This is a genomic window from Prevotella melaninogenica (genome assembly GCF_013267595.1).
In the GTDB taxonomy this organism is placed as follows: Bacteria; Bacteroidota; Bacteroidia; order Bacteroidales; family Bacteroidaceae; genus Prevotella; species Prevotella melaninogenica_D.
The window spans coordinates 1,001,538-1,021,790 of the sequence record NZ_CP054010.1 but is presented as its reverse complement, the minus strand read 5'-3'; the positions used below and the strand labels follow the sequence as shown (position 1 = coordinate 1,021,790).

At 42.9% G+C, this 20,253-nt stretch carries 19 protein-coding genes, 1 tRNA gene and 1 pseudogene; 13 read left to right on the top strand and 8 right to left on the bottom strand.

Annotated features, from left to right (window positions below; translation table 11 throughout):
- Window positions 1-243 precede the first annotated feature (243 nt).
- The 8 genes from FIU21_RS03805 to FIU21_RS03770 all read left to right on the top strand — a co-directional run bounded on the left by FIU21_RS03805 (window position 244) and on the right by FIU21_RS03770 (window position 5,711).
- Window positions 244-1,497 (top strand): site-specific integrase, encoded by a 1,254-nt coding sequence (locus FIU21_RS03805; RefSeq protein ID WP_004359018.1) that lies wholly within the window; start codon window positions 244-246, stop codon window positions 1,495-1,497.
- Window positions 1,498-1,509: 12 nt separating this feature from the next.
- Window positions 1,510-2,793, top strand: coding sequence for a site-specific integrase (locus FIU21_RS03800; protein ID WP_004378883.1), 1,284 nt, complete (start codon window positions 1,510-1,512; stop codon window positions 2,791-2,793).
- A gap of 55 nt (window positions 2,794-2,848) precedes the next feature.
- A complete protein-coding gene (locus FIU21_RS03795; protein WP_004359020.1) occupies window positions 2,849-3,334 on the top strand; it encodes a DUF1896 domain-containing protein in 486 nt (161 codons plus the stop codon).
- Window positions 3,335-3,376: 42 nt separating this feature from the next.
- Window positions 3,377-3,607, top strand: a complete 231-nt coding sequence (locus FIU21_RS03790; protein ID WP_147331687.1) for a hypothetical protein — start codon at window positions 3,377-3,379, stop codon at window positions 3,605-3,607.
- Between the two features lie 390 nt (window positions 3,608-3,997).
- Window positions 3,998-4,267 carry a helix-turn-helix domain-containing protein gene (locus FIU21_RS03785; RefSeq protein ID WP_004359021.1) on the top strand — a complete coding sequence of 90 codons (270 nt, stop codon included), beginning with the start codon at window positions 3,998-4,000 and terminating at the stop codon, window positions 4,265-4,267.
- Window positions 4,268-4,287: 20 nt separating this feature from the next.
- Window positions 4,288-4,602, top strand: coding sequence for a helix-turn-helix domain-containing protein (locus FIU21_RS03780; protein ID WP_004359023.1), 315 nt, complete (start codon window positions 4,288-4,290; stop codon window positions 4,600-4,602).
- On the top strand, window positions 4,590-5,099 hold the full coding sequence (locus FIU21_RS03775; protein WP_004359024.1) for a DUF3408 domain-containing protein: 510 nt from the start codon (window positions 4,590-4,592) through the stop codon (window positions 5,097-5,099). The genes FIU21_RS03780 and FIU21_RS03775 overlap by 13 nt, the downstream gene beginning before the upstream one ends.
- Window positions 5,100-5,291: 192 nt before the next feature.
- On the top strand, window positions 5,292-5,711 hold the full coding sequence (locus FIU21_RS03770; protein ID WP_004359027.1) for a plasmid mobilization protein: 420 nt from the start codon (window positions 5,292-5,294) through the stop codon (window positions 5,709-5,711).
- A gap of 218 nt (window positions 5,712-5,929) precedes the next feature.
- Here the strand turns inward: FIU21_RS03770 and FIU21_RS03765 are convergent, their stop codons facing one another.
- Window positions 5,930-6,187, bottom strand: a complete 258-nt coding sequence (locus FIU21_RS03765) for a hypothetical protein (protein WP_004359029.1) — start codon at window positions 6,185-6,187, stop codon at window positions 5,930-5,932.
- A pseudogene (locus FIU21_RS03760) lies at window positions 6,184-7,165 on the bottom strand (IS30-like element IS4351 family transposase). The gene FIU21_RS03765 and the pseudogene FIU21_RS03760 overlap by 4 nt, the downstream one beginning before the upstream one ends.
- Before the next feature lie 193 nt (window positions 7,166-7,358).
- Between FIU21_RS03760 and erm(F) the strand changes: the two are divergent.
- Window positions 7,359-8,159 (top strand): 23S rRNA (adenine(2058)-N(6))-methyltransferase Erm(F), encoded by an 801-nt coding sequence (gene erm(F), locus FIU21_RS03755; protein ID WP_004359035.1) that lies wholly within the window; start codon window positions 7,359-7,361, stop codon window positions 8,157-8,159.
- On the opposite strand, the gene FIU21_RS03750 is transcribed toward erm(F), so the two are convergent.
- Complete coding sequence (locus FIU21_RS03750; RefSeq protein WP_004378882.1) at window positions 8,147-9,661, bottom strand: TonB-dependent receptor; 1,515 nt, start codon at window positions 9,659-9,661, stop codon at window positions 8,147-8,149. The two genes, erm(F) and FIU21_RS03750, sit on opposite strands and share 13 nt — an antisense overlap.
- 954 nt (window positions 9,662-10,615) lie before the next feature.
- On the opposite strand from FIU21_RS03750, the gene FIU21_RS03745 reads away from it, so the two are divergent.
- Entirely contained in the window at window positions 10,616-11,086 is a 471-nt protein-coding gene (locus tag FIU21_RS03745) for a Panacea domain-containing protein (protein WP_004359101.1), read from the top strand.
- Window positions 11,087-11,110: 24 nt separating this feature from the next.
- Window positions 11,111-11,953, top strand: a complete 843-nt coding sequence (locus FIU21_RS03740; RefSeq protein ID WP_004359102.1) for a hypothetical protein — start codon at window positions 11,111-11,113, stop codon at window positions 11,951-11,953.
- 199 nt (window positions 11,954-12,152) lie between these two features.
- On the opposite strand, the gene FIU21_RS03735 is transcribed toward FIU21_RS03740, so the two are convergent.
- Window positions 12,153-13,571, bottom strand: a complete 1,419-nt coding sequence (locus FIU21_RS03735; RefSeq protein ID WP_004359103.1) for a PepSY-associated TM helix domain-containing protein — start codon at window positions 13,569-13,571, stop codon at window positions 12,153-12,155.
- An 822-nt stretch (window positions 13,572-14,393) separates the two neighbouring features.
- On the opposite strand from FIU21_RS03735, the gene FIU21_RS03730 reads away from it, so the two are divergent.
- Together FIU21_RS03730 and FIU21_RS03725 are read left to right on the top strand one after the other, a co-directional pair.
- On the top strand, window positions 14,394-15,662 hold the full coding sequence (locus FIU21_RS03730) for an AAA family ATPase (protein ID WP_004359104.1): 1,269 nt from the start codon (window positions 14,394-14,396) through the stop codon (window positions 15,660-15,662).
- Complete coding sequence (locus FIU21_RS03725; RefSeq protein WP_004359105.1) at window positions 15,659-16,342, top strand: hypothetical protein; 684 nt, start codon at window positions 15,659-15,661, stop codon at window positions 16,340-16,342. Before FIU21_RS03730 ends, FIU21_RS03725 begins: the two co-directional genes overlap by 4 nt.
- A gap of 392 nt (window positions 16,343-16,734) precedes the next feature.
- Here the strand turns inward: FIU21_RS03725 and FIU21_RS03720 are convergent.
- The 4 genes from FIU21_RS03720 to FIU21_RS03705 form a co-directional block, all read right to left on the bottom strand.
- Window positions 16,735-16,808 (bottom strand) — tRNA-Arg (locus tag FIU21_RS03720).
- Between the two features lie 105 nt (window positions 16,809-16,913).
- A complete protein-coding gene (locus FIU21_RS03715; protein WP_004359107.1) occupies window positions 16,914-17,558 on the bottom strand; it encodes a trimeric intracellular cation channel family protein in 645 nt (214 codons plus the stop codon).
- Window positions 17,559-17,821: 263 nt separating this feature from the next.
- Window positions 17,822-18,772 (bottom strand): D-2-hydroxyacid dehydrogenase, encoded by a 951-nt coding sequence (locus FIU21_RS03710; RefSeq protein ID WP_004359109.1) that lies wholly within the window; start codon window positions 18,770-18,772, stop codon window positions 17,822-17,824.
- A gap of 131 nt (window positions 18,773-18,903) precedes the next feature.
- Window positions 18,904-20,160 carry a replication-associated recombination protein A gene (locus FIU21_RS03705; RefSeq protein ID WP_004359111.1) on the bottom strand — a complete coding sequence of 419 codons (1,257 nt, stop codon included), beginning with the start codon at window positions 20,158-20,160 and terminating at the stop codon, window positions 18,904-18,906.
- Window positions 20,161-20,253: the final 93 nt, after the last annotated feature.

The following is a 20,253-nucleotide window of genomic DNA, read 5'->3' as shown; positions in this document are numbered from 1 at the left end:
CATAAAACTCATATCTGACTGAAATACAGCGGATATTGCTTGTTTCTTCTTAGGGTTGCATCATAGGAAACAGGCAGAAAAGGGAGCGAAAAGGAGGGAGTTCAGTTACCAAATCGTTCGAAAAACGATGAAAGGAAAAGGACGGCTGAAAGTGGTAACTAAAACGGTGTTTTCTCTTTCATTATCAATGTTTTGCATCGTTCAAAGTTCCTCAAAGAAGTGTAATTTTGCAAGTAAAAAACAATGGAAAAAGAAAAATTCAAGCTGCTTTTCTACCTCAAGAGAGGTACGCAGGACAAAAACGGAAAAAGTCCCATCATGGGACGCATCAGCGCAGGACGCTCTATGGTACAGTTCAGTTGCAAATGCTCGTGTACTCCTCGTTTGTGGGACAGTCGCAAAAACCGACTGCTGGGCAAGAGTGCCGAAGCCGTATCGGTAAACAAGGAACTTGACCGCCTTCAGGTGAGCATACACAAGGTTTATGAGTCTCTTTCGGGTAAATCCGATGCTCCCATCACGGCAGAGCGAGTACGGGAGCTTGTATTCGGACTGAACAGTGAGTCACAAGGACTGCTGCATCATACAGACGAGTATATCGACCGCTTCCGTGAGCGTGTGGGCATAGACCGCAGCGAACGCAGACTAAAATGCCTGTTGCTCTTTCACAAGCATCTGGCAAACTTCGTCAGGTATCGCTACCGTGTGGAGGATATTCCCGTGCAGAAAGCCGACATCGCCTTTATCAAAGACTTGGAGGACTACTTCGCCAAAGAAAAGGGATTCAAGCTCAACACTTCGGCTGGCTATCTCTCCATGCTGGCTTCCTTGCTCAAAGACCTGCATAAACGGCACATCATTGACACCTATCCCTTCATCAACCATTCCATTCGTTGGGAAGTGGGTACTCCACGTTACATCACAAGGGAGGAGGTAGGTCTTATCGCAGCCTTGGGAGAAGATAAATTGCAAGGCTATGAAAAAGTGTCGAGGGATATGTTCCTTTTCTCCTGCCTGACGGGGCTTTCCTATACCGACGTGTATCACTTGACGGAGCAGCACGTCTTTCACGAAGCGGGAATGACTTGGATACGCAAGCCGAGAATAAAGACGGGCAACGTGTGCCACATCCCCCTACTTCCCGAAGCCACTGCCATTATCGAGCGTTATCGGGGCATTCACACGAGGGCTTTCCGACACGAACCGCCCAAGGGGTATCTGCTGCCCATACCCGGATGCGACACGGTAAACATACACCTCAAAAAGATAGCACGGCTTTGCGGTATTCAGAAAACGCTGACCTATCACATGGCACGGCATACCTTCGCATCTCAGATGACACTGTCGGAGGGCGTGTCCATTGAGAGCGTTTCCAAAATGCTCGGACACAGTCAAATCAAAACCACGCAAGTGTATGCGGAGACATCTCCCGAGCGTGTCTTTCTGGACATAGAGAAAATACTTCCACAACTCGCACATTATCAACTGACCAACTAAAACCGCAGAACAATGAAAAGTACATTTGCCATACTATTCTACATAGATAGAAGCAAGACCAATGAAGACGGACTATGCGTAATCCGTTGCCGTATCACCTGTAATGGAACGTCCTCATCGTTTTCCACGCAGTTGCAAACTTCCCCCGACGAGTGGCTTGCCCGAAAAGGGTGCATCAAGGCGACAACAGGTAATTCAAGCGGCATCAATCTGCAACTGAACTCAATAGAAGAGTGCTTGCATTCACTCTATGAACGTACATTAAGGGAAGAAAACTATATCACGGCGGAATACCTCAAGGAGCGTTATATGCAGCAAAGTCGCCCCATGCCAACACTTACGGAGCTATATCAATCCGTTTGTGAATACAAGGAGGAATTGCAGGGCAGAACATTAAGCAAGGCAACTGTCAGGGCTTTTAAGGACAGCTACAAGAGTTTTGTTCATTTCCTGCAAGTAAGGGACAGGGCAGACTGTATGCCCACAGAGGTGGACAAGACTTTGCTTGAGGACTATCGCCTTTTTATGCTTCGGGACTTGGGAAACAAGGAAAGCAGTGTCGGCAACCGCCTACGCCACTTGCATCAGGTCATTCGCAAGGCATTGCAGGAGCGATACGTTCGTGAAGACCCTTTTGAACTCATAGACATAGAAACGCCTACCTACGAGCGCAATGCACTTACGGCGGACGACCTGCAAAAACTCTTGGCTTACCGTCCGCACCGCTCGACAGATAACCATTGCAGACTTATTTTCCTCTTGGGATGTTTCACGGGGCTGGCATTCTCAGACTTAAAGAAACTCCGAATGGACGATGTTTATACATTCGGGGATGGGCGTAGGTACATATCGCTCTGTCGAACAAAGACACAGAACAGAAGTATTGTCCCGTTGCTGCCCGTTGCCGAGAAAATACTCGCCATTGTGAGCCACGGACGAAGGGAGGGGCTTTTCTTTCGAGAGTTTCCCAGCAACAGTAATTTCAATAGAACTATTCAGGAGATATGTATTAAGGCAGGACTGCCACCGCATACTCAAGCGACCTCGCACACCGCACGGCACACCTTTGCCACGACCATCTGTCTGGAGAACGGACTTCCGATAGAGACGGTGAGCAAGATGCTGGGGCATCGCTTCATCTCCACGACCGAGATTTATGCACGGGTGACCAAGAGCAAGATTGCCAAGGAAATGCAACCCCTGATGGGTAGTGAGCATACAAGGGTACTGCGTAAAGCCTTACGGCTGTGTCCGTCAAGAACACCGAAAAAGTCAAGTCCCATAATTGGGATGTAACAGCCGTAATGAATGATTCAAAAAAAAGAAGTCCAACTTTTTAACAAGAAAAACAATGAAACAGAAGAACAAAAAGGAACTTTCCTACTTCCGATTGAAGTTAAGAAGTTACATGAGTGAGCATCACCCCGAAAAGTTGCAAGATACGGAGTTTATCACTGCACGGGCAGATATGGCTCTCACAGTTTACTGCGATGCTGTAGCACAAGGCTTTACACACATTGAAGCGGAGAGCATGGCAAGCGAGGCATTGTATCAAGGCTTGCACTTTTCCAAGTACGATACGCTTATATCCGTGTTGGAAAACGAGTTTGAAAGGGAACTTCCTGCACCGCTCCCAGAGAAACTCGTACCTATACTGTTGTCGAACAAGGCTGTTCAAGCCACATTCGACAAGTTCGGTTTGACGGACACATTGGCTTCTGACGAGCAATACGGCCGTCTTTACACCGAACTGACAGGCACGATAGTGCTGCTCATCGAGAGCAACAATCTGCCAACGGTCAGACTGACGGAGGAAGCAAGCCTGAAGGCGTTGTAGGCAAAGGCGGCGCACGCAAAGTTCCTGATGCCGTTTCTTATCGTGCAAAGGTACAACGGCAGCCTGTCTGCCCTGACAAGGTCGAGTCCTGCGGATGGAGAGAAGAATCTCCACCGCAGGATTTCTCTGTTTCAAGGTGGTATTGCCATTTTCTATATCCATGCGGTCGTATTCATCTCTCCCAACCTTGCAGGGCTGGGCTGCCGTAGAGAGTATAGGCACGACAAGAATACGGCATACTCAGGCTCTTTGGACGCAAGGCGTAACAACTAACAACAGATAGGACTGACGATAATACGGACAATCTATTGTTTGTACAATTTGTTGTCATGACTATCTGTTGTCAAAACTATATATCGTCAAAATAATCTATCGATAAAACTATCTATCGACACTTCGACATCTCGATTTGTCGAACTATCGAATTATCGATAAAACAACAAGATAATAAAAGGAACGAGCCGGCACCTCATCTCATTACCGCAATAACACAGACGGATTTCCTTTGTTTTTCTATTGCTTTCTCTCTATTTCCCTGCTTATCCTCATTTCTTGCAGTGGTGCTTCCGAGGGGTTACTTTTGCACCCGAGAAGTACGGCAATGGACTGCATAACAGTTTGTTTGCTGAGTAACAATAAAGTAATCAAAACAAAATTAAGGCAATGAAACTCATTATCATCGACCGCAAAGCGTGGGAGCGACATCGCTCCGAATTTGCAGACTTTATCCATCGTGTGGAAAAACTCATCGGTAATCCTCCCAAGACCGAGCAATGGCTCGACAACGAAGCCGTGTGCAAGCGTTTAGGCATCAGCAAGCGTACCCTACAATCATACCGAGATACGGGCAAAATCCCTTTCTCCATGATTGGACATAAGTGTTATTACAAACAGACCGACATCTGTGAAATGCTGAATGCAGTCAAGGATTGAAATCAAAGAATGAATGAATTATGGCAGAGAATGAAATCATTACGCGGGAAGACCCTCAGATGCAGTTGTTTTCACAACTGATGGAAGGCACTTTGAAGAAGTTGGAGCGGTATTGCTCTACCGCCCGTCCGATGCTGAATGGTGAGGTTTACCTTTCGGGTGAGGAGGTTTGCAGCCAATTACGGCTCAGCACACGCACGCTCCAAGAGTACAGAAACTCAGGAACGCTTCCTTTCTACAAAATCGGAGGGAAGATACTCTACAAGCAGAGCGACATACAAGCCATGCTTGAAAAACACTATAACCCGATACCCAAGAAATTATGGCAAGAATAGATGAAAAAAGGAAACAACGCTTGGAACAAGCCATTAGAGATATGGGAAATTATGGCGTTAAGCTCCGCAAGCCCGAAGAGTTACCCGATTTTGACCAGCCCTTCGATTATGAAGAGGAAAAGAGAAGGTTTGAGCCTGTTGATAAAGTTGAGGAACAAAATGACAAGGAGAGTAACAAGGATTTTTCTCAACCGTCCTATCAAGAAACAGCGTTGTCGCCAACAGAAAGGGCTACTTCTACCGAAGAATTTCATCAAAGAATGGGAAAAACAAAGGACAGAAAGCAATTATCCGAGTTTCAGGGGAAATATCTCCAGCCCTTTCGCAACAGCCACCGCAAAGCCGTGTATGTATCAGAGGAAACCCAACGAAAGTTAGACTTCGTGGTGCGGAGAATCGGTGAGCATGGAGCGAGCGTTTCGGGATATGTCGAACAGGTACTGCGGGAACACCTCGACCAATACAAGGAAGATGTGGAAAGATGGAGGAAACTCTGAATTACTGCATTCCTCGAATGCAAGCCTACGCCGAGTTACTGTATTCAATGAATGCAGTAACACAGCAGGGGCTTATAATCCCATTTTCTACATCAGCAAGGTGTGTCTTTGTACCACAAATTGCCATTTGTACCACAAAGACCCTTGCCCCGAAAGGGGATTAAATCACTCCAAAGTCGTGATTAGAAAGCAATGAAGAAGCAAAAACAAAAGAAGCCAGACGGCAGATGTGCCACCTGCCCACGATGGGACAGATGGCACATCAGAATACCTAATTCCGAAGACCAGCAGAAACTTATCAGACTCTATCGCAAGTCGGGAGCAAAGACAAAGAGCGACTTTGTCCGAGCAAGGCTTCTTGGTGAATCTTTTAAGGTCATCACCCAAGACCCTGCAAAAGAACCTTACTTGGAGAAACTCTCAGAAATCGTTGCCTTGGCTCATAAGATAGGAGTTCTGTACAACGAAGTCGTGAAAGTCCTCAATACTTATCATTCTGTTGCCACTGCTCAACAACTGCTCGGCAAACTCGAAACCTATTCCCAAATTCTCATCAGACTACAACAGCAAGCAGTACAACTGACAAAATCCTTTGGGAGTAGAGAAGAATGAATGCTGATAAATCATAACACCCATACTCGTATCGTACCGCGAATGTCCAATCCCTCTTTGGATGATACAAAAGGGTCACTTTGAACGATTACATAGGACCAGTTTCAACGATTTTTCCACTCTGCCCTAATACTTTATCTTTTGGAAAGTACATTGATAATCAGATAATTATTTCAATAACTCCCGATTTGGAGTATTACCCCACATTTATTATTTTTTTATTTTGACAATTCCCGATTTGGGGCATTACCATGACCATTAACAAACACAAAGTCTGTATAATCCCCTATAACTAACGTATCTTTTGAAATTTTCCGTATTTTGTAATCAACATATGGATAGAGCTTTTCCACAGGATGTGGAAGTTTCCAATAAATAAAAACTCGCATGCCATCAACATCAAACACTTTAGGGAATAAAATGTCCTGTTGGGAAGTAAATTCTTCATCTCCTTTCTTATTATAAGCTGAATTCAACTTGCAAATGCAACAGAATTCTGATTAATAATTTGTTTAAATTTTTCGTTTGGCGTGAGGTATCCAAGTCTTTTACGAGGTCGATTATTGAGTTTATTTTCAATCCACTTAATCTGTTTGTTGGTTACTTCACTAAAGTCCTTACCCTTTGGGATATACTGCCTGATAAGCCCGTTGGTGTTTTCATTGGCACCACGTTCCCATGAGTGGTATGGTTTGCAAAAATAGAATTTTATTTCCAATTTTTGCGCAATTTCCTCGTGCTTTGCAAACTCCTTTCCATTGTCAGCCGTAATTGTGTGTATTAAGTTTTTCACTTTCCGCAGTGCCCATACTGCAATCTTAGCTACCGGGATGGCTTCTTTTCCCGACAACTTGCGTATCCAGACCCTGCTTGTTGCTCTGTCGTTAATGGTAAGAATGGCACCTTTGTGGTTCTTACCAATAATTGTATCTATCTCTAAATCACCAAATCTCTCCTTCAGTTCCACTATCTCGGGACGCTCATCAATATCCACCCTGCCTGGGATAAATCCTCGCCCTGCATTTTTAGAACCACGTTTGGCATACCTGCGACCTTGTCTGCGAAGATATTTGTGCAGTTTGCCACCCCGCCGCTTATCCTCCCAAATCCAGCGATATATCGTTTCGTGAGATACCATCGCAATTCCCTCCAAGCGGCTCCTGCCGACAATCTGCTCCGGGCTGAATCCTTTCTTCAACAGCTTTATTATCCGTTTTCTCATTGCCGGTGTAAGCACTTCCTTGCGATGTTTTTGCTGCTTGCGCCTGTCTGCTTTTCGCTGGGCAAGCTCCATGCTATAGCTACCACTTCGGGCGTCGCAATTGCGCTTTATCTCCCTGTAAACAGTGCTTTTATCTACTCCGATAGCTTCCGCTATTGCTTTTTTGCTCATCGGTATTTGCAACATCATAGAAAATTGCATACCTTTGTTCCTCGGTTATATGTTTGCTCATCTGCAACTTTTTTTTCTTTGGACGGACAATTAAAGCAAAGATAGCAAACTTTATCCATTCAGAGTGAGAGAAAGGGGGACATTGTCTCTCTTTCCTCTCTGAAAAATAAATGTTTTTATTGCTTATTATCCGCACCCAAAAAGTTGCATTTATAAGTTGAACTCAAGAAGTATTCACCTGTAAGAAGTTACTAATGACAAAAAAGAAATTGCCCGTTCGTTTTACGGGTCAGCACTTTACTATTGATAAAGTGCTAATAAAAGATGCAATAAGACAAGCAAATATAAGTAATCAGGATACGGTTTTAGATATTGGGGCAGGCAAGGGGTTTCTTACTGTTCATTTATTAAAAATCGCCAACAATGTTGTTGCTATTGAAAACGACACAGCTTTGGTTGAACATTTACGAAAATTATTTTCTGATGCCCGAAATGTTCAAGTTGTCGGTTGTGATTTTAGGAATTTTGCAGTTCCGAAATTTCCTTTCAAAGTGGTGTCAAATATTCCTTATGGCATTACTTCCGATATTTTCAAAATCCTGATGTTTGAGAGTCTTGGAAATTTTCTGGGAGGTTCCATTATCCTTCAATTAGAACCTACACAAAAGTTATTTTCGAGGAAGCTTTACAATCCATATACCGTTTTCTATCATACTTTTTTTGATTTGAAACTTGTCTATGAGGTAGGTCCTGAAAGTTTCTTGCCACCGCCAACTGTCAAATCAGCCCTGTTAAACATTAAAAGAAAACACTTATTTTTTGATTTTAAGTTTAAAGCCAAATACTTAGCATTTATTTCCTGTCTGTTAGAGAAACCTGATTTATCTGTAAAAACAGCTTTAAAGTCGATTTTCAGGAAAAGTCAGGTCAGGTCAATTTCGGAAAAATTCGGTTTAAACCTTAATGCTCAAATTGTTTGTTTGTCTCCAAGTCAATGGTTAAACTGTTTTTTGGAAATGCTGGAAGTTGTCCCTGAAAAATTTCATCCTTCGTAGTTCAAAGTCGGGTGGTCTACATCAATGCCACTGTTTATCTTCCATTGCTTACCCTTATAATCCATTCTCAGGGTGAGTTCCTGCCCACATATAGATAGTGTGTTCTCATAACTTAGGCTATCTATGTATGGTCTATTCGGTATAGTATAGTCGTAAGTGTTGCTTGTGTTTCTATCCTCTTCGTGATGCAGTCCGTACCCTGTCTGCAATTTCAACTGTTTGCCAAAAGGATGGGTATATTGCAATGATATTCTGCTTTCGTTGCGCAGGGTGGGCAGTTGTTGGCAAAGATTGCGCAACAGTAGTGAATCTCCGCCCACAGCGTTGCGCAGGTGGTGGAATTTCGTCAGTGAAAGGCTGGTATTATTAGTTTCATTCGAGTTACCGCCAAGTGTCGCCTTCACGGTAAATGATGCCCCAGCCTTGCCAATCCGCCGTGTGAGGTCGGCAGATACATGGTAATTCTTTCCATTGCTTTTTGTGTTATTTCGCAGCGTTCCCGAGGTCAGCGTGTCCGCAGCCGTATTGCGCTCATATAGGTATGTTGTGTTGTCAGTCAGGTTGTCTGACCGTCCGAAGTTTCCATTTGCACTTATATTCAGCAAAGTCTTTTTGTCTATGTTATACTGCAGATTTATGTTTGCGGCATTACTGTGATTCTTGCTCAAGGAAAGCAGCATTGATTCCCGATATTTTGTTCCCGATGAAAGATATTGCTCATCATAGTCATGATTCTCGCTTCCATTGTGGAAGGCATTGAGTGAGAGGCTTGCATTGAGCGTAATTTTCTTACCAAATTTCTTCACGATATTGCCCGACAATATGTTTTGGAAATTGTTTCCCCCAATGTTCATATTACTAAGATTGTCAGAGCGCAAAGTCAGCGAGGTGTTTTCGCCATCGGCATTGAATAGATTGCCCTGTACCTCATCCCTGCGTCTGTCGCGATTGCCGTGTTCAGCCGTTAGTGTTCCTGTCAGGCTGCCATTGTAGGTAGATTTGGTCTTGATGTCCAGCACATAATTGTCGGCACCATCATCTACTCCCGTCATTTTCTCCAATGCGCTGAGCATGTCATACAGTTTCAGTAGTTCCACTGCATCGGTTGGCATATTCTCCAACGCTGCGATAATGTCGTTGCCCATAAAGGTCTCGCCATTGATGTTTACGCCGTTCAATGGCTTTCCTTTGAATGATAGTTGCCTGTTCGCCTTGTCGTATTCCATGCCCGGAATATTCCTGATTAAGTCTTCCAAGTTAGCACCTTTCCTTACTCGAAGGCAATCAGTATTGATAAACGTGGTGTCTTTTCTTATGGAAAACAATTTCCGCTGTCCAATAACTTGAACTTCATCGAGTTCTATCGTTTTATGTAATGAAGAAACATGTTTTCGAGTAGGGTATATAGTATCACCCACAACTAAATTCAAAATAGTAGCATTAGCAGTGGGAAACAGCAGAAGTAGAATGATGAAGATTAAAAGAATTCTTTTGATTATCATTTTGCAAAATTACCATTGTTCATAGATATATGCAATACCTTAAAATGGCGATTTTATAGAATTAGAAATGTCTAAGGTTGATTTTCATTGAAAAAACAACGTAAATACTTTGCTTATATGAATTATATCGCTATCTTTGCAACATCAAACAGAGAGTTCTTTGAGACTTTGCAGAATAAAGAAAGGGAAAGAAACTCGCTCGTTTCTTAGTCGTTCACCTTATCAGATTATATATTCTGCTTTTTATTAGTAATCAGTCGATTACATTCACCCCCATTACTTTTATGCGGAAAACATACCCTCAAAAGGTCAACTTTACACTAATCATCGTATTTGATATATATCAAGAAACAACCGATAGAATGATATTTTTCATCGTTTAATTTTGATAATCTGAATATTATCCATACCTTTGCATTGTAATTCAAGAGAAACATATCTGATTACAAGGTTTTAGACTTTACAGGTATTCAAGATTGCTCAGGATTATTATTAAAAAAGAAGATTTGTTTAGGTTAGTAATAGATTTAGGTTTTTAGTTATATTTTAGGTAAAGATTGTAGAAATATTATCGTCGTGAGACGGTGGTTATTCGGAGATAACGGAAGAGCAATTGCTCTGCCGTTTCTTTTTATATATACCCCAACTATAATTCAGAATTCATAATTCAGAATTCATAATTCAGAATTCATAATTCAGAATTCATAATTCACAATTCATAATTCACAATTCATAATTATGATTACCGATATTAACTGTGGCTTATCGCAACAATTTAACTCGTCAACTACAAATTATGATTATTACTGTTAGCTGTGGTTTATTGCTACAATTCACTCGTAAACTTGTCAACTCGTCAACTACAAATTATGATTACTACTGTTAAGAAACCCACTCATTTATTTGTTTTATTAGGGAAATAATCATAAATTTGCAGCAAAGAAAAGCAGAAGAATGGAAGATGTACAGCAGATAGCATCCTATATCAGTCAGCGATATGAGAAAGAATATGGCAGACAGATTGATGAGATGAAGTTGCATAAGCTACTTTATCTCACCCAACGTGAGGCTATCATTGAGACAGGAGAGCCTCTATTTGAGGATCAATTCGAGGCTTGGAAATATGGACCGGTGCTCTATTCTGTTCATAAAGCATTCCAAACTGATAAACTTCATGGTGAAATGCTCAGCGAAGAGACTATCGGAAAGTACAAAAAGGTATTTGATAAGGTCTTCTCTTCCTATGCACCAAAAGACTCATGGAGCTTAAGTACGCTTTCACATGGCGAATATTCCTGGCGAAAAGCACGTGAGGGATATGATCCCGACAGTGCTTGTAGGGCAAAAATAAGGGTTGAAGATATCTGCGTTGATGCCCAACGCATAAAGCAAAGACGAATTATGCTGAACATTTTAGGCGCATAATGCGAAAGAAAACACCCTTATATCATGAAAATTACAGAAGAACAAAGGAAGGTATTGGACAGTTTTTCCTGTGAACGTCTTGCAGGAAAGCTGGAGAATATGTGGATAGTTGAAGACTTCTACAATAGCAGAAATCCTCAACTTGAGCAGAATCTCAAGGATAAAGCATATGAGGAAGACGAGAATAACACAACCGCTTATTATGTAATAAAGGATGAGGAAGGAAGCGTTGTCTTCTATTTCTCATTAAAATGTGGTATGCTTTATGATAAAATAGTTGAAGCTGACCAATACCAACAGTTACAGAAAATATACAATCTCCTTATAAAAAAGATAACGGACAAGAGCATATCCGAAGATAAAAAAGAAGGATTTAAAGAGTTATTAGAATCCTTTCGCTCGAAAAAAGGACTTACAAGAGAATCACTTGAACGTGTTTTTAGTGCAGATGAGGTTACCATTGATGAGATATTCAAGGGCAATCAACGCCACGTAGGTAAGACTTATTCAGGTGTAGAGATTGTTCATTTCTGCATCAATGATGGTTATCGCGAAAAATGGGAAGCACTAAATATACCTCAAAGGTTAGGTAGTATTATCTTTTGGAAGTTCATAATACCCCAAGTTAAGTGTCTTTTAGAAATTGTTGGATGCGAATATATCTTCCTTTTTGCTGCAGACTTATCGGAAGATGAGAGCCTTGTGAACTATTATAGAGAGCTTGGCTTCACAGACTCTTTGGTCCATCATGTCGCAATTCCTCTCTATGACCTCGCCTGTAAGTTCATGCACCAAGAGACAAACCAGCTTATTGAGAAGCAGAAAAAGTTCTTTGAGGACTTTAATCCAGACTTTAGTGAGAAATAATAGGAACGAAGTCTCTGCTTTAAACATTGCACTTTACACTTTAAACCTTAATATTCATTGCGCCATTACTTCCTTTTCTAACCTTAAGCCATGGGCTTAAGCTTTTTTATTCCTCGGACTTTTTTACTCGTATTTTATATCTTCTTTATCCCTGTTATACCTCTTTCTCACGTCTATTATATATAAGGTAAGAAGCTTTTTAGCTCTTCTTACCCGACCACAGTGCGATGATTACGAACAATCCGGCAACAAAGATAAAGAGGAAAGAGCCTATAGCACCAGCATAAATACGACCCGTATGCACCTCTAAGGCAAGACTCCACAGTGACATTGGCATGGTTCTCAACTCTTCAGGTTGGGCAGAGAAGAACGTACCATCGTAATAATCAGCCACACATTCCTCACCTGTGAAGTCGGAACTATAGCCTACTACCATCTGACCAGCGGCAGCTGTCCCCGGAATAGTAGCCTTTGCAACCATCATATTATTATAAGGCTCAATCTGTCCAGCCTGTCTGTTCCACCGAAAGAGCCCATCGAAAGAGCCAACAAGCCACATTCCACTCTCGTCACGTTGCCATACCGTCTGCCCCATCACACTCACTGGCGGTGCAATGGTGATGGGTTGTGGCTTTGAGGTTAGCGAAGATAAGGAGCAAAAGCCCTTTGATGTCGACAGTAACCAGTCGTGATTCTGCTCGTCATAACGTATCATCCGCAGACAATCGTACCATGCGTTATCGCTTGCCAATACTGTTCCAGGCAGCGGATAGGTGTTATTCATGGTCAGTGGGATCATCACTGGAGGACGCAAAGCCCACCCTGTTATCGCCGTGAAGAGTGTCAATACGATGGTAAACACACCAATCTTATTATGCCAATTCAATACTTTTGCATGTGTCGGACGCACCCAGAACCACACACCCGTCACACAAAGAGCAATGAGAATGAGTGCTATGAGGTCGACAATCAGCTTCCCCACGGTCCCGAAAAGCCCACCACTATGCAGCAACCACACCTGCCGGAAGAGCGAAACCTTACCATCGTCGCCCACAGCAGGCTGTATCTCCACCTTATGGAACTGTCGGTAAGGGGCTGTAGCATAGTAAAGATAGGAACGCGAGAGCACCACCAGCGTGTCACCCCGTGTGGTAATGTCGCTCAACAGATCATCCGAATCCATCTCAGGAAGTGCCACCGACTGCCAGCCCTGGTGGGGTTTGAGTTGGTAAAGACCCATGACACTTGCAGCAAAGACCTGTCCGTTTTTCGTCTGTACCACTCCTCTCATCTGCCGATAATCAGCACCTGAAGGCAATCCCTGGTTATAATCAATGAAGATTGACGCTACCGTATCTGTCCGAATAACGCCTGCAGCACCATAGATGAGCACCATATCGTGCCCCTTATCATCCTTACAACGTAGCGTTCCACGCAACAATCCGTTGTTCCAATGCTTGAAATCATACCGACCAGGTAGCACTGCTCTGCTCACATTGATGTCAGCAAAGCACCGACGATGGTTCAAGACGATTCCCGAAAGACAAAACATTACCAAGAAGAAACTGATGATTAGTCCCGTCCATTTATGATATTTGCGCCACGTTCTGCGTTTCATATAGAGTTATATTCTTCCTTATAAGTGTTATTTTCACCTACAAACTTACAAATAAAAAATCACATTCCGCACATCGTCTGTTTATTTAGACGGTGGGAACAGGTGCATTCTTACGAAGACATCATAGCTGCTGAAGGAGTTAAAGAGGGGTAAACCAACTGTTTAAGGCTAAAAAAATGACGGAATAAAAGAATAAAACTTAGCCTCAAAACGCAATCTTCAACGCCCGAAGCCAATACCTTTAGTACCCAGTCCGTACACTTCCCTACCCATGAAACCGTATCTATAGCACTCTGCCCCTACACCTGTCAACCCATGAAACCATCTACTTACCCACTTACCCAACCACCTAATCGCCTACTTAACAAAATCTTTACACTTTTTATTCACACCAAATCGAAAAACAACAGATTTCCTCTTATTTTTGGTTTTGTAACTATCAGAGATACAAATGGTTACAAACACCCTTCTAAAAGGTGCCCTTTTACATTGCAAAAGGGCGTCTTTTACACCTCAAAAGGGCACCTTTTACCACGTAAAAGGGCATCTTTTGCAATGCAAAAGACCATCGATTAAAAAGCAATTGGGAAATTACTTTACAACAAGGAGGGATAATACGCTCTCCTTTTTATCTATTCCTCTATTCTACAAGACTATACAACGGAAGGGCTATCCTTCCCTTTCAACTGTCTTCTAACCAATAATTTCTCATATATTTTTCACTTAATACATTATTTTTCGTATCTTTGTACCATACTATATGATTTCTAATCACTCCGCCAAGTCTGTGATGTAGAACCCATTTTACCAATATTGAATCATATGAAAAAGATAATTATAGACATTCATAAGTTCGGACCTTTACAGGAAGTATCATTCCAGGTAGCACCATTCATGGTGTTTACGGGTATGTCAAAGCTGGGAAAGAGTTACGCGAACTATCTTGTTTATTATCTTTTCACAAAATTATTGGCTCCTGGAGAGATCACACGCCTATATGAGTCTTTAATGGGGAAAGATTCTTCAGGCTCTTTTACGCTTTCAAGTGATTTACTTTCAACATATCTTCATGATAATGTAACAGCATTTATGCGCGCATTATTAGGAGATCCGACCATAGAATGCGACGTAGATTTTCTCTTTCCAGAGTTTGGTGAGTCCCTTCATGTCACATATCAAGAGGTAGCAGCAACAGAAGAGGAGACAGTAAAGAGATTAGGTAATACTCTAAACATCTCAATTAATGGCAAAGAGAGTAGGGTAAATATCATTATAAATACTGCATTTACAGTAGGGGAGAATTGTCATGCGATACTTTTCCACAGATTATTTAGGAACTTTTATGCTATTAATTTAATCTTTCCACCTGCAAACGGAGCTTTGATTAATGCCGATTATTCCCTTACCAGCTCTATAAATACAAAGGGAATGTATGGCAGATTCTTATTTGATAACGAGTATTGCACTTCAATAGAAGTTACTGAAGAGCAGTCTCCTTATCTTAACCAGATTAAGAAGATAACCGATGGGAATGTTGTTACGGAAGAAGGTAAGGAATTTCTGGTACTTGATGGAGGCGAACACGTAAACATGTCTGCCGCAGCCTCCTCTATAAAAGAGATTAGTCCGCTTTTGTTTCTATTAAAGAATCACCCTGGCGCAAACGCAGCAATATGTCTGGAAGAGCCTGAAGCACATCTGCATCCATCCATGCAGATTCAGGTGGCAGACCTTATTGCGGAATGCATCAACAATGGTTTCTTGTTCCATATCACGACACATAGCGATTATTTTATGGATAGATTGAACCAACTTATCAAGTTAGGTAATATCCGTAAGAAAGATGAAACAACCTTTAAAGAGTATTGCACCGCAAATGGTTTATCAGAAAAAACGTTCCTTGATGGCGATAATGTGAAGGCATATTTCTTTCATAGAGATGACGAGACAGGTAAGGTTGTGATAGAAAAACTGCCAGTGGAAGAAGGTGGAATACCAATGAAGACCTTCTATGAGACGGTAGAAAAGATGCGTAAACAAGATGAACAGATTGATGAAATGTTGTACTCCCTTAATGCTTCTGACCAATGATAGACTTCTCTGTCCTACGCAAATGTCTTTTACAAGCCTGCTTTTTTAAACAACATGACGACGGTAAAGTAACCAAATATGAGCAACAAAAAAAAGCCAATAAGCTTGAGCAAGTTACCTATGAACATGCTGGAGAAATAATAGAAATAGAGAACCATTTGCTAAAGAAATGTAAGGACTCTTTTAACAGTAAGCTCCTAGACTGCAGCTATCAGTGCGACTGTGATGGTATCTTCTTACTACAAGTGGGAGATAAGGACTATATCGTCTATTCTGAAATGAAGTCTAATTTTGATGAAAAAGCCATCTGGCAGATTAGTAGTTCAGTCGTAAGAACCAAGTTATTACTTAGCTCTATAAAGGATTTTGGCTTAGAAAAATATCAGGAATTGGGGATAATTATCAGTTATCCTCCGGTTGAGATAAAGATAGACGATAATGATTCCTTTAAAAACAACAAGACGAAAATGATAAGCACTTATCGTGAGGCAATACATAGATGTAAAAAGGAACTTAAAAAAGGAAAGAAGACCACGGTAAATGGTTCTGATTTCTCTATGTCTGATGCTCACATTGCAGAACAATACCAACCTAACAATATGATTATCAAGCATGTAGAAGTTCCTGGAGGAAACACCTCTTGCTCTGTAAATATAGATGACCTCATTGCGTCATTATAACGTTATCAAGACGGAAGGGCATGTTCTGGACTCCCCTTCCATCCATTTACTTAAACTTATCAAGGACGATTACACTATTAATACACACTAAAGGGACGTTGCTTAGCAGTCTTTTGCGCCACAGACATACCACTCTCGCATGCTAACACCTTACTATTTCACTCCTATTCATACGGCAGTAAAGGCTTATTTTTCGCTTTCCCTTTAATTAATCTCCGCATAAAATCATCTCACAAATAGTAAAAAACTGATTATTAGAAGTCTGAGAAGGATATGTGTCAAAGGGTGAACGAATAAAAAGTTCAAAGGTATTACTAAATAATTTGTGTCATTCGAGAAATTCGTAGTTCGGAGAACAAAAAAAAGGAACACTCTCTCGAGTATTCCTTTTGTGATTCCGACAGGATTCAAACCTGTAACCTCTTGATCCGTAGTCAAGTGCTCTATTCAGTTGAGCTACGGAACCATTATTATGGTTGCAACAGATAATGATTTAGTTATCATTTCTGAATTGCGAGTGCAAAGGTATTGCTTTTTATTCGTTCCACCAAATGTTTAGCAATCTTTTTTATTATTTTTTTTCGTCTTCATCTTGTAATGTGGGGAGCGAGATGTGATAACCCACTGCAATAAAACGAATTAAACAGATTGCAAGGAATGTCACAATAACTGTTATCGGAAGTGGTAGTCCGAGCGAAAAGAGTGCCCAATAGATGAGTCCGCCACCCACACTTGCCACGGCGTAGATCTCTTTGTGGAAGATTACGGGGATGTTGTTCAGCAATACGTCACGGATAACACCACCTGCCACACCAGTGATACAACCCATGATAACGGCTACCCAGAAGGGGTGTCCTAAGGCGATTGTCTTCTGAATACCCGCAATAGTAAAGAGTGCCAAGCCGAGTGTATCGAAGACGAACCACGCATTGCTAAGGCGTTGAATCCACCTACGCGACAAGATGACGAGGAAGAGCGCCAGACCTGTACAAAGAACGTACATGATGTTTGCCATCCAGAACGGGCGCACGCCTAACATAGTGTCACGAAGCGTACCGCCACCAATAGCAACGGCAAAGCCACAGACATAACCTCCGAACCAGTCGAAGTGTTTCTGTGCGGCATGGCGGATGCCCGATATGGCAAACGCAAACGTTCCGAGAAACTCCAGTATCACCTGAAGCGTACGGACAAGATGTGGATCAGTGTAGATCATATTTGAATTAAAAAGAAAAAAAAGAAGCCTCCCCCAACCCCTCCGAAAGGAGGGGAGTGCAGATAGCTATGGGTGGTACTCTAAGTTGATGTAGCTAACGAGCATAGCTTACATGGAGGGGTAAGTAATTATAATATGTAAATCAAATCTCTTTATTACTCCACAATGAGAAGATAGTCTTATTAATCCACCAAGAACATACAGCGAACCTTATCCTATTTGCCTCCCTCCCCTTTCGGGGAGGGTCGGGGTGGGGCTTCTTCTTACACCACGTTCTGTGGTTCCCCTGCTATAAACTTCTTAATATTCTCAACGCAGATTGCCATTAGGCGCTCTCGTGCCTCGCGTGTTGCCCACGCAATATGTGGAGTGATGAAGGCATTAGGCTGACGGAAGAGCGGATTGTCTGCACGCGGTGGTTCCTCGGTCATTACGTCGGCACAATAAGCACCGAGTTGACCACTCTCAAGGGCATCAGCAACAGCCTGCTCGTCGATGAGTCCGCCACGTCCTGTATTGATAAGGATGGCACCACGACGTACGCCCTTCAGCGTCTCTGCATTGATCATACGCGTGTTCTCCGCCGTCAAAGGACAGTGCAAGGTGATAACGTCAGACGTACTGAGCAAGCCTTCGAGGGTTGTCTTACGAATACACTCTGGCAGATCGCTACTGTTCTTACTGGTGCAAGCTGAGATGTCCATACCCAGAGCATGTGCTATCATTGCCACCTTCTGACCGATGTTGCCCAAGCCAACGATACCGAGTGTCTTACCAGCGAGTTCCATGAGTGGTGTGTCCCAGTAGCAGAAGTCCTGCTGCTTGCTCCATTCGCCACGGCGCACAGCCTCAGCATAATGGTCGACATGTGTGGTTGCGTTCAAGAGGAGGGCGAAGACATGCTGTGCAACGCTATCCGTGCTATATGCAGGGATGTTGCATACGATGATACCTCGCTCACGTGCAGCCTCAACATCGATATTGTTATATCCTGTTGCTAACTCACCGATATACTTCAATTGTGGCAGTTGATCGAGCACTTCACGGGTGATATTAACCTTATTAATAAGAATACCGTCCGCATCCTTTGCTCGTTCAACAACTTGTTCCTGACTTGTGCGCTCATAGATAACGCACTCTGCTATTTCCTTTATTGGTTCCCATGAAAGGTCACCAGGGTTGACTGCGTGGCAGTCGAGAATTACTATTTTCATGTTTCTTGGGTGTTGGGGGTTAAATGTTGGATGGTGATGATTACCTTTCATCCCACTTTATCCTATCTGTGCTCCCCTCCATTACTTCCCTTTGGTCAGTGACCGTTGGTTCGGAGAGACTGGGGCGACATTTAGCTATCTGCACTCCCCTCCCTTCGGAGGGGTTGGGGGAGGCTTTCTCCCTCCCCCTTCGGGGAGGGTCGGGGTGGGGCTAACTCATCCGGCATATACTGCTGCTCGACATAATGTCCCGGATAATCGTGTGGATACTTATATCCATCGCTATAACCAAGGTCCTTCATCAGCTTTGTTGGTGCATTGCGAAGGTGGAGGGGAACAGGAAGGTTGCCCGTCTGGCGCACTAACTCTATCGCTTTATTGATGCCTACGTATGCAGAATTATCTTTCTTCGACCGAGCTAAATAGACTACCACCTCAGCCAATGGGATTCTACCTTCGGGCCAACCTATCTTCGTCACAGCGTCAAAGGCTGCATTCGCTAACAATAAAGCGTTAGGATTAGCAAGTCCGATATCCTCTGCCGCACTGATAACGACACGACGCGCAATAAACTTTGGGTCTTCTCCTCCCTCTATCATACGTGCCATCCAGTAGAGTGCTGCATCAGGGTCGGAACCACGAATCGACTTGATAAATGCCGAGATAATATCATAGTGCATCTCGCCATCCTTGTCATACGCCAACGGATTCTCTTGCAGTCGTTCCTCCACCATCTTATCAGTAATCACGACATCGTTGCCCGATTCGGCTGAGATAATCAAGTCGAGAATATTCAGTAGCTTACGCGCATCACCCCCACTATAACGCAGGAGCGCCCCCGTCTCGTGCAGTTCGATATTACGCTTCTTCAGTTCCACATCCTCCGTAATGGCTCGATGCAACAGCTTCAGCAAATCATCTTTCTCCAACGACTTCAGCGTATAGAGTTGACAGCGTGAGAGCAACGGTCGAATCACCTCGAACGATGGGTTCTCTGTTGTTGCACCAATAAGCGTCACCGTTCCCTTCTCTACCGCACCCAAGAGCGAATCTTGCTGCGACTTTGAGAAACGATGGATTTCGTCGATAAAGAGAATCGGTGAGACGGAATTAAAGAAACGCCCACTCTGTGCTCTTTCAATAACATCGCGCACATCCTTCACACCACTCGTCACGGCAGAAAGCGTATAGAACGGTGTTTCCAAACGATTAGCGATAATCTGTGCCAACGTAGTCTTGCCCACGCCCGGTGGTCCCCAAAGGATAAACGACGCAATGCGCCCCGAGTCAATCATACGTCGGAGCACAGCCCCCTCACCAACGAGGTGTTCCTGTCCGATATAATCGTCGAGCGTGCGCGGTCGCAATCGTTCTGCCAATGGTTCCATATCTCTTCCTATTTTATTATTGTTACAAAAGTACTGAATTTATCTCATAATAACAAAGAATGAAAGAAAGTTCTTCTGAAATATGGAGCGATA